This is a genomic window from Streptomyces sp. FH025, from assembly GCF_017427025.1.
Classification (GTDB): domain Bacteria; phylum Actinomycetota; class Actinomycetes; order Streptomycetales; family Streptomycetaceae; genus Kitasatospora.
This window is the reverse complement of record NZ_JAFLNG010000299.1, coordinates 1-8,987: the sequence shown is the minus strand read 5'-3', so window position 1 is coordinate 8,987 and position 8,987 is coordinate 1. Positions and strand designations below refer to the sequence as shown.

At 75.0% G+C, this 8,987-nt stretch carries 11 protein-coding genes; 6 read left to right on the top strand and 5 right to left on the bottom strand.

Going from position 1 to position 8,987, the window contains the following annotated elements:
• The 3 genes from J0670_RS21125 to J0670_RS21115 form a co-directional block, all read left to right on the top strand.
• Positions 1–364, top strand: a 364-nt coding sequence (locus J0670_RS21125; RefSeq protein WP_207813207.1) for a hypothetical protein, incomplete at its 5' end; no start/stop codon positions are given.
• 107 nt (positions 365–471) lie between these two features.
• Positions 472–660 carry a CopG family transcriptional regulator gene (locus J0670_RS21120; RefSeq protein ID WP_207813206.1) on the top strand — a complete coding sequence of 63 codons (189 nt, stop codon included), beginning with the start codon at positions 472–474 and terminating at the stop codon, positions 658–660.
• Between the two features lies 1 nt (position 661).
• Positions 662–1,012, top strand: a complete 351-nt coding sequence (locus tag J0670_RS21115; RefSeq protein WP_207813205.1) for a glyoxalase/bleomycin resistance/extradiol dioxygenase family protein — start codon at positions 662–664, stop codon at positions 1,010–1,012.
• A gap of 109 nt (positions 1,013–1,121) precedes the next feature.
• Here J0670_RS21115 and J0670_RS21110 read toward each other — a convergent pair whose 3' ends face one another.
• Together J0670_RS21110 and J0670_RS21105 are read right to left on the bottom strand one after the other, a co-directional pair.
• Entirely contained in the window at positions 1,122–2,702 is a 1,581-nt protein-coding gene (locus J0670_RS21110; RefSeq protein ID WP_207813204.1) for a glycerol-3-phosphate dehydrogenase/oxidase, read from the bottom strand.
• A complete protein-coding gene (locus J0670_RS21105) occupies positions 2,699–3,289 on the bottom strand; it encodes a TetR/AcrR family transcriptional regulator (protein WP_207813203.1) in 591 nt (196 codons plus the stop codon). The genes J0670_RS21110 and J0670_RS21105 overlap by 4 nt, the downstream gene beginning before the upstream one ends.
• A 74-nt stretch (positions 3,290–3,363) precedes the next feature.
• Here J0670_RS21105 and J0670_RS21100 point away from each other — a divergent pair, with 74 nt between their 5' ends.
• Together J0670_RS21100 and J0670_RS21095 are read left to right on the top strand one after the other, a co-directional pair.
• A complete protein-coding gene (locus J0670_RS21100) occupies positions 3,364–4,932 on the top strand; it encodes an FAD-binding oxidoreductase (protein WP_207813202.1) in 1,569 nt (522 codons plus the stop codon).
• Positions 4,929–5,855, top strand: a complete 927-nt coding sequence (locus J0670_RS21095; RefSeq protein ID WP_207813201.1) for a diacylglycerol kinase — start codon at positions 4,929–4,931, stop codon at positions 5,853–5,855. Before J0670_RS21100 ends, J0670_RS21095 begins: the two co-directional genes overlap by 4 nt.
• Before the next feature lie 45 nt (positions 5,856–5,900).
• Here J0670_RS21095 and J0670_RS21090 read toward each other — a convergent pair whose 3' ends face one another.
• Positions 5,901–6,338: a DUF4265 domain-containing protein gene (locus J0670_RS21090; RefSeq protein WP_207813200.1), complete on the bottom strand. Its 438-nt coding sequence runs from the start codon at positions 6,336–6,338 to the stop codon at positions 5,901–5,903.
• 210 nt (positions 6,339–6,548) lie between these two features.
• Positions 6,549–7,091 carry a GNAT family N-acetyltransferase gene (locus tag J0670_RS21085; RefSeq protein ID WP_207813199.1) on the bottom strand — a complete coding sequence of 181 codons (543 nt, stop codon included), beginning with the start codon at positions 7,089–7,091 and terminating at the stop codon, positions 6,549–6,551.
• Positions 7,092–7,375: 284 nt separating this feature from the next.
• Here J0670_RS21085 and J0670_RS21080 point away from each other — a divergent pair, with 284 nt between their 5' ends.
• The gene (locus tag J0670_RS21080; protein WP_207813198.1) at positions 7,376–8,566 is read left to right on the top strand and encodes a Cmx/CmrA family chloramphenicol efflux MFS transporter; all 1,191 of its coding nucleotides are present in this window, start codon (positions 7,376–7,378) and stop codon (positions 8,564–8,566) included.
• 3 nt (positions 8,567–8,569) lie between these two features.
• On the opposite strand, the gene J0670_RS21075 is transcribed toward J0670_RS21080, so the two are convergent.
• On the bottom strand, positions 8,570–8,987 hold a 418-nt coding region (locus tag J0670_RS21075), incomplete at its 5' end, for a zinc-binding dehydrogenase (RefSeq protein ID WP_207813197.1).

The following is an 8,987-nucleotide window of genomic DNA, read 5'->3' as shown; positions in this document are numbered from 1 at the left end:
GCTCACCTGGCTCGCCGTGCGCCGCCACGGCGCCACGGCCGCGCTCGACCTCGTCGGCGAGGGCATCCGACGCACCGCCACCAAGGCCGGGGCGCCGCAGAAGTTCCACGTCACCATGACCCGGGCCTGGGTCGCGCTGGTGGCCCGGCACGCCGGGGACGCGGCCGACTTCGAGGAGTTCGCCGCCCGCCACCCCGAGCTGCTCGACCGGGACCTGCTCACCCGCCACTACCGGCCCGGGACTCTGGCCGACGAGCGGGCCCGCACGACGTGGGTCGAGCCGGACCTCATGCCCTTCCCCCCGGAGCCGCTGAGCCCCGACCGCGCACGGACCGCTGAGCCCCGACCTCGCAGGGACCGCTGAGCCCCGATCGCGCACCGCTTGAGCCCGCCGGCCGACCGACCGGCGGGCTCTCGCGCATTCGCCCGGCTACCTTGCTAGCAAGCTAATGTGCTACTAGCATCGCCGGTGTGGGAGACGACGATGTGAAGCAGTTCAACGTGTACCTGCCGATCGGCCTGATCAAGCAGGTCAAGTACCGCGCCATCGAGGAGGAGCTGTCGCTCTCGGCGCTGGTCGCCGCGGCACTGCGCGCCTACCTCGAAGCCCCCACCCCCCAGCACGAGCAACCGTTCGACGAATCCGTCCAGGAGGACTGAGATGGCGACCGAAGGCATCGAAGCCGTGTTCATCGAGACCCACAACTGGGGCAAGTCCGTGAAGTTCTTCCAGGGCCTGGGCTACCAGCTGGAGTTCGAGACCGACCACAACTCGGGCCAGCTGCGCAACGGCGACGGCCCGACCCTCTTCATCGCCGAGGTCCCCGCGGACCGGGAGACGCCGCTCCAGCTGGTGCTGAAGGTCGCCGACGCCGACGCCTTCGAGCCCGGCGACGGCGTGGAGGTGGTGACCCCGTTCGAGGACACCCACTTCGGCACCAGGCTGGCCACCGTCCGCGACCCCGACGGGCGGCTCTGGAACCTCCAGGCGCCGGCCGAGGACCGGTCCTGACGGGCAGGCCCTGAGGTCAACCGACAGGCCGGTAGGGCGGATCAGCCGTACCGGCCGTCGGCGTCACTCCCGCTCCGGGCCGACCTCCGAGCGAATTCCCGGGCGGCCCCTACTCCGTGGCGATCTCCGCGAGGATCTCCTCGACCGCCTTCCGGGCCCGCTCGGCGTCCTCCGCCACCAGTCTGATCCTGGTCCGGCGGTCGAGGAGGTCGGCGGCGTCCAGGGCGCCCTCGTGCGTCACGGCGTAGGCGACCTCGGCGCGCGTCACGTCGATTCCCTCGGCCACCGGCGCCGACTCCCCCGCCGCCAGGACCTCGTGGGCCAGCCCGCCGTGGCGGGCGATCAGCGAGGCGGGCACCCCCTGGGCGGGCAGCGGGCGGCTGTCGCCGTGCCCCGGGGCGCCGACCAGCGGGAGGCGGGCCGTCCAGCAGGCACGGGCCGGCAGGCCGCGCAGCCGGACGGCGGCGTCCACCGCGTCCTCGGCCATCCTGCGGTAGGTGGTGAGCTTGCCGCCGACCACGGTGACCACCCCGGAGGGGGACTCCAGCACCGCGTGCTCCCGGGAGATGTCGGCGGTGCTCCCGCCGCCGGTGTCGATCAGCGGGCGCAGCCCGGCGTAGGCGCCGCGCACGTCCGCCCTGGTCAGCGCGGTGGCGAGGGCGGCGTTGACGGTGTCCAGGAGGAACGTCAACTCGGCTTCGGTGGGCTGTGGTTCGTCCGGGATCGGCCCCGGGGCGTCCTCGTCGGTCAGCCCGATCGCCACCCTGCCGAGTTGCTGCGGCAGGGCGAAGACGAAGCGGCTGGTGGAGCCAGGCACCGGCACGGTGAGCGCGGCGGTCGGGTGCCCCAGGGCCTCGGCGTCCACCAGCAGGTGGGTGCCTCGGCTGGGGCGCAGCTTGATGGAGGTGTCCACCTCGCCCGCCCAGACGCCGGTGGCGTTGACCACCGCGCCCGCCCGGACGGTCAGACCCTGGCCGGTCAGCGCGTCGACCAGTCGGGCGGAGGTGCCGGTGACGTCCTCGGCCCGCACCCGGGTCAGCACGCTCGCCCCGTACTGCGCGGCGGTGCGCGCCAGGGCGACCACCAGCCGTGCGTCGTCCACGAGCTGGCCGTCGTGCGCGACCAGCGCGCCGCGCAGGCCGGCCGCCCGTACGCCCGGCACCAGTCGGCGGGTCGCGGTCGCGTCGATCCGGCGCACCCGGGGCAGCAGGGCGCCCGGCGTTCCGGCGCTCAGCCGCAGCGCGTCCCCGGCATGGAAGCCGGCGCGGATCAGCGAGGCCTGGCCCGGCCGCAGCAAGTCAGGGAGCAGCGGGACGAGTTGGGGCAGGGCGCGGATCAGGTGCGGGGCGGTGCGGGTCATCAGCACGCCGCGTTCCACGGCGCTCTCCCGCGCCACCTTGATCCTCCCGGAGGCGAGGTAGCGCAGGCCGCCGTGCACCAGCTTGGAGCTCCAGCGGCTCGTACCGAAGGCGAGGTCGCGGGCCTCGACCAGCACCGTGCGCAGGCCGCGCGAGGCGGCGTCCAGAGCCACCCCGGCGCCGGTGACTCCACCGCCGATCACCAGCAGGTCGACGCGCGGATCGTCGGCGAGCGCGTCGAGTTCCAACCTCCGTCGGACGGCGTTGAGTTGGCTGGTTCCCGCGAAGGGGCCGGCGAAGGGACCGGCAGGGCGGCCTGCGGTGGGCGTCATGGCGCGAGGTATCCGTTCAGCGCTCTGGCCAGTTCGCGCCGCCAGGCCGCCTCGGGAAGCAGGGAGGCGACCATGCGGTGCGACTGGACGGTGGACTGGGCGATCAGCAGGACCATGGCGGCCAGTTCGGTCGGCTCGCCGGCGCGGATCGAGCCGTCGGCCTGGCCCAGCTCGATGCCGGTGCGCAGCGCCTCCAGCAGGCCGCGCTGGCTGGTGCCGAGCCGCTCGACGACGTACCGCAGCAGCAGGTCGGAGTCGTCGGAGTGGAGCAGTGCGCCGAGCACCGGGTGGTCGCGCAGCCGCACCGATACCTCGACCACCCGCGTCACGAAGGTCTCCCGGTCGCGGACGGCCAGCGCGGTGCCCTCCAGGGTGGCCAGGATCTCCCGGGTGAGCAGCGCCCCGATCACCGCCTGGACGTCCGGCCAGCGACGGTAGACGGTCGGGCGGCTGACCCCGGCGCGGCGGGCGATCTCCGCCAACTGGGTGCGCCGGACGCCGAGTTGCACGATCAGGTGGGCAGCGGCGTCCAGGATCGCGTCGTCGGTGCTGCGGGGCCCTTCGGGCGCGGCGTTACTACTTGACATGATGTGTGAAACTGTAACGCATGGCACCTGAGACGCAAGCGGGACCGGCCGGAGCCGCGCTTCCGCTCCCCCCGATGAAGTGGGACGCCTGGGGCGACCCGGCCCTCGCCAAGGAGCTGTCCGCGGACATCAAGGGGCTGCTCGCCGCCGCCCTCGGCGTCACCGGCGACGCCGCCCCCGGGCCGGACGCCGCGGACGTCGTGCTGCGCCCCTCCCGGATCCGGGCCGAGGACCTCGACGCGCTGGCCGCCGCCGTCGGCAAGGAGCACGTCAGCGCCGCCGACGCCGACCGGCTGCCCCGCGCCGGCGGCAAGTCGACCCCCGACCTGCTGCGCCGCCGCAGCCGCGAGCCGCAGGCGGCGCCCGACGCCGTCGTCCTGCCCGGCACCGAGGACGAGATCGCCGCCGTCCTCGCCGTCTGCGCCGAACGCCGCCTCGCCGTCGTCCCGTTCGGCGGCGGCACCAGCGTGGTCGGCGGCCTCGACCCCGAGCGCGGCGGCCTGGACGCCGTCGTCTCGCTCGACCTGCGCCGCTTCGACCGGCTCCTCGACCTCGACGAGACCTCCGGCGAGGCCGTCCTCGGCGCGGGCCTCACCGGCCCCGCGGCAGAGGCCCTGCTCGCCGAACGCGGCTGGGAACTCGGCCACTACCCGCAGAGCTTCCGCTACGCCACCATCGGCGGCTTCGCGGCCACCCGCTCCTCCGGCCAGGACTCCGCCGGGTACGGACGCTTCGACGAGATGGTGCGCGGCCTGCGCGTCGTCACCCCCGCCGGGGTGCTCGACCTCGGCCGCGCCCCCGCCTCCGCCGCCGGGCCCGACCTGCGCCAGCTCTTCCTCGGCTCCGAAGGCACCCTCGGCGTGATCACCGCCGTCCGCCTGCGCGTCCACCCGCTGCCCGCCGTCAAGGCCTACGAGGCGTGGAGCTTCCCCGACTTCGCCACCGGCTCGGCCGCGCTGCGCGCCGTCGAGCAGCAGGGCACCGGGCCGACCGTCATCCGGCTCTCCGACGAGGCCGAGACCATGGTCAACCTCGCCATGACCGAACAGATCGGCGGCGCCCCGGCGGTCAGCGGCTGCCTGGCCGTCACCGTCTTCGAGGGCAGTGCCGAACAGGTCGCCGCCCGGCACCGGTTGACCCGCGAGGTGCTGCTCGCCGCCGGGGGCACCTCGCTCGGCGACGGCCCGGCCCGGGCCTGGGAGCACGGCCGGTTCAACGCCCCCTACCTGCGCGACTCCCTGCTCAGCGCGGGCGCGCTCTGCGAGACCCTGGAGACCGCGGCCGACTGGAGCCGGCTGGCGGGGCTGCGGGTCGCCGTCACCGAGGCGCTCACCACCGCCCTGCCCGGCGCGCTCGTGCTCTGCCACATCTCGCACGTCTACCCGACCGGCGCCTCGCTCTACTTCACCGTCGTCGCCGCCCTCGGCGAGGAGCCGCTCGACCGCTGGGCCACCGCCAAGCGGGCCGCCGGGGACGCCATCCTCGGCGCCGGCGGCACCATCACCCACCACCACGCGGTCGGCGCCGACCACCGGCCGTGGATGAGCGAGGAGATCGGCGACCTCGGCGTGCGCATCCTGCGCGCCGTCAAGGCCGAACTCGACCCGGCGGGCATCCTCAACCCCGGCAAGCTGATCCCATGAGCCGTGCCCGTGGGGAGGTCGGCGCGAGAACCGTCCGCAGGGTCGTCGTTCTCACCAACCCGGCGGCGGGCATCGGCCACGCCGAACCCGCCGCCCGCCGGGCCGTCGCCCGCCTGCGCGCCCTCGGAGTCGAGGTCGAACCGCAGGCCGGGCGCTCGCCCGAGGACGCCGTACGCCTCGCCCGCGAGGCCGCCGCCGACGGTGTGGACGCGCTGGCCGTCGTCGGCGGCGACGGCATGATCAACCTCACCCTCCAGGCCCTCGCCGGCACCCCCGTACCGCTCGGCGTGATACCCGCCGGCACCGGCAACGACCACGCCCGCGAGTACGGGCTGCCGCTCGGCGACCCCGAGGCCGCCGCCGACGTCATCGCCGCCGGACGCGTCCGCGACGTCGACCTCGGCCGGATCACCGGCCCCGACGGCGCGGTGCGCTGGTACGGCTCCGTCCTCGCCACCGGCTTCGACTCCCTGGTCACCGACCGCGCCAACCGGATGCGCTGGCCGCGCGGCCGGATGCGCTACAACCTCGCCATCCTCGCCGAGTTCGCCAACCTGCGCCCCCTGCCCTTCCGGATCACCCTCGCCGACGGCACCGTCATCGAACGCGACCTCACCCTCGCCGCCGTCGGCAACACCCGCAGCTACGGCGGCGGCATGCTGATGTGCCCCGCCGCCATCCCCGACGACGGCCTGCTCGACCTCACCCTCGTCGACGCCATGCCCCGGCTGCGGATCGCCCGCTTCTTCCCCACCCTCTTCAAGGGCACCCACACCACCCGCCCGGAGGTCACCACCCTGCGCACCGAGTCCCTGCGGATCGAATCCCCCGGCATCACCGCCTACGCCGACGGCGAGTTCATCGCGGCGCTCCCCATCGAGGTCACCGTCCAGAAAGGGGCCCTGCGACTCCTGGTGCCATGAACCGCGGACCGAGCCGTGGACCGAGCCGTGGAGCGAGCGAGGCGGTCAGGCGTCGTCCCCGTTGCCGACCCACCACTCGACGCCGCCGATCCCATCGACCCAGGCGTCCATCACCCGCTCCACGGCCGGCCAGCCGGCCGACCGCGCCACCGTGACGACCACGAAGCGGCCGTCCGCCGGCGCCTCCACCAGGCCGCCCAACTCGGCCATGCCCGTGCTCAGTTCACCCACCTCCGCAGGCGCGAGACCTCGCCCGTCCGGGCGGGCCGCCTGCAGACACAGGTTGCCGCCAGGCTCCACGACCTCGAAGCCGCCGTCCGCAGCGACCCGCAGCCGGTCGCCCGCCGCACACCCGAGGACCAGCCCGGGGCTCCCGGCCAACACCACCAGCCCGTCCTCGACGACTCGTGCCGGCAGCACCTCGTGGACCGGACGCTCCTCGTCGACGTACCCGGCGAGGAGGCGGATGTGCGTGAACGTCATGCCCGGCACGATACGGTCCCGGGGTGACATCCCCGTCCCCGCCTGCCGACTGCACGGCCCCGGCCTCGACACCTCCGCGCTGCTCGGCCGCCGCCTGGTGGGCGTGATCGCCGCCCGGCATGTGGTCGAGGGCGGGCGCGATCCCGTTCCGACCGACCTCGCCGCCCGCGACGAACACCACCCGATGACCGGGCGCATGACGGGGTCGGCTCAGGCCGCGTGCTCCTCCCGGCGCAGGCGGAAGACGACGTTGCGGCGCGCCCGGTCCTGCGGGGCGGCGGGGTCGGGGAAGTCCTCGGCGGCGTCGTGGGTCATCCCGAGGCGGCGCATCACGGCCTGCGAGCGCTGGTTGGAGGCGGTGGTGATGGCGAGGATCTCGGGGAGGGCGAGCGTGTCGAAGCCGTACGCGAGGACCGCCCGGGCCGCCTCCGTCGCGTAGCCGTGGCCCCAGGCCGACCGGGCCAGGCGCCAGCCGATCTCGACTCCGCTGACCGGGTCCTGCTCCTCGACCTCGTCCAGGCCCGCGAAGCCGATGAACTCGCCGCCCTCCCGGGTCTCGACGGCCAGCCACCCGTACCCGCGCTGTTCGAGCTCCGCCGCGAACCGCGCGACCGAGGCATCGCTCTGCTCGCGGGTGAGGATGCCGCCGAGGTGCTCGCGGACCTCCGGGTCGGCGTTCATCGCGGCCCAGGGCGCGAGGTCGGACTCCCGCCAGGGGCGGATCAGCAGGCGTTCGGTGATCATTTCGTTCATGCCCCAACCCAACGGCACGCCGCCCGCGCGGGCAACCGAAAAACGGGGTGCTCCGCCGGGCCTCCGAGCGGTAGCGTGCGAAGCATGTCGAGCCCCGAGGCATCCAAGGTGGGGGCGTTCGGTCACGCCGTCCGCCCCCTGAACCACCGCTGAACCGCTGAGTTCACCGACCCGATCGTGCGTACGGCCGATCGGGCGGGTGCGTGTGTCCTCCGCGGGGGCGGGCTGCGGTGACGAGACGGACGGTTCCTGTCCTGACTCCCACCTCCTCCCGGAGCCTCTCGATGCCTCTTCCGCTGTACCTTCTCGCCCTGGCCGTGTTCGCCATGGGCACCTCGGAGTTCATGCTCGCCGGCCTGCTGCCGGGCCTCGCCGCCGACCTCGGCGTGCCGCTCGGGACGGCGGGCACCCTCACCTCGGCGTTCGCGCTCGGCATGGTGGTCGGCGCCCCGCTGATGGCCGTGCTGGCCCGCAACCGGCCGGGGCGCGCCACCCTGTTCGGCTTCGTGCTGGTCTTCGCGGCGGCGCACGCCGTCGGGGCCGTCACCACGAGCTTCCCGGTGCTGTTCGCGAGCCGTGTCGTGGCCGCGCTCGCCGATGCGGGCTTCCTCGCGGTGGCGCTGACCACCGCCACCGCGCTGGTCCCGCCGGACCGCAAGGGGCGGGCGCTCGCCGTACTGCTCTCGGGCACGACGGTGGCCACGGTCGCCGGGGTGCCCGGGGGTGCGGTCCTGGGCGCGCTCCTCGGCTGGCGGGCGGTGTTCTGGGCGGTGGCCGCGCTCTGCCTGCCCGCCGCCGTCGGCGTCCTGCTCGGCCTCCCGGCGCCCACCTCGGCGGAGCGGGAAGCCACCACGGCGGAGCCGGCGCCCACCGCGGCGAAGCGGGAACCCGGCCGCCCCACCCTGCGCGCCGAACTCGCCCAGCTGCGGCGCCCGAAGCTGCGGAAGGTCCTGCTGCTGGCCGCGATGGTGAACGCCGCGACCTTCGGCGGCTTCACCTTCCTCGCCCCGGTCGTGACCGGTCCCGCCCGGCTCGGCGACCTGTGGGTGCCCGTGGCCCTGGTGCTGTTCGGGGCCGGTTCCTTCCTCGGCGTCACCGCCGCCGGGCGGCTCGCGGACCGCCGCCCCGGCCTGGTCCTCGCCGTCGCCGGTCCGCTGCTGCTGCTCGGCTGGCCGGCGCTGGCCGTCCTGGCGGATGAACCGGCCGCCCTGCTCCCCCTCGTCCTCCTGCTGGGCGCGCTGGCCTTCGCCCTCGGCGGCACCCTGATCACCCGGGCCCTGTACGAGGCACCGGGCGCCCCCACCATGGCCGGCGCCTACGCGACCGCCGCCCTCAACCTCGGCGCCACCGCGGGCCCCCTGCTCGCCGCGACCACCCTCACCACCCCCGCCGGGGCGCTCGGCCCGTTCTACGCCGCCGCCCTCCTCATCGCGGCCGCCCTCCTGCTCGCCGCGCTCCCGCCCCGGCTCGGCTGAGTCTCAGTCGGCCACCCTCAGCACGATCTTCCCCTGGAGGTGCCCCAGTTCGCCCCGGCGGTGGGCGGCCGCGGCCTCGCGCAGCGGGTACACGCTGTCCAGTGCCACCCGGACACGGCCGTCCGCCAGCAGTTCGGCGAGGTCGGCGAGGTCGCTGCCGCTGGAGCGGACCTGCCAGCCTTCGTGGAGGACGATCCCGAGCTCCGCCGCCCGCTCGGGCCGGTAGTCGCCGAGGTAGGCCGGCACCACGCGGCCCCCGCGCCGCAGGACGGGCAGCAGCCGGTGGGCCTCGGGGCCGGCGACGTTGTCGAACAGGAGGTCCGCGTCGCGGACCTCCTGTTCGACCGGGGCCTTGGTGTAGTCCACGAAGCGGTCGGCGCCGAGCCCGAGCACGAACTCCTCGTGCTGCCCCGAGGCGACC

Bases quoted from the DNA above. Each gene is read 5' to 3' on its own strand.
- J0670_RS21115 (WP_207813205.1), top strand. From the start codon at position 662: ATGGCGACCGAAGGCATCGAAGCCGTGTTCATCGAGACCCACAACTGG.
- J0670_RS21110 (WP_207813204.1), bottom strand. From the start codon at position 2,702: ATGACGCCCACCGCAGGCCGCCCTGCCGGTCCCTTCGCCGGCCCCTTC.
- J0670_RS21105 (WP_207813203.1), bottom strand. From the start codon at position 3,289: ATGTCAAGTAGTAACGCCGCGCCCGAAGGGCCCCGCAGCACCGACGAC.
- J0670_RS21100 (WP_207813202.1), top strand. From the start codon at position 3,364: ATGAAGTGGGACGCCTGGGGCGACCCGGCCCTCGCCAAGGAGCTGTCC.
- J0670_RS21095 (WP_207813201.1), top strand. From the start codon at position 4,929: ATGAGCCGTGCCCGTGGGGAGGTCGGCGCGAGAACCGTCCGCAGGGTC.
- J0670_RS21090 (WP_207813200.1), bottom strand. From the start codon at position 6,338: ATGACGTTCACGCACATCCGCCTCCTCGCCGGGTACGTCGACGAGGAG.
- J0670_RS21085 (WP_207813199.1), bottom strand. From the start codon at position 7,091: ATGAACGAAATGATCACCGAACGCCTGCTGATCCGCCCCTGGCGGGAG.
- J0670_RS21080 (WP_207813198.1), top strand. From the start codon at position 7,376: ATGCCTCTTCCGCTGTACCTTCTCGCCCTGGCCGTGTTCGCCATGGGC.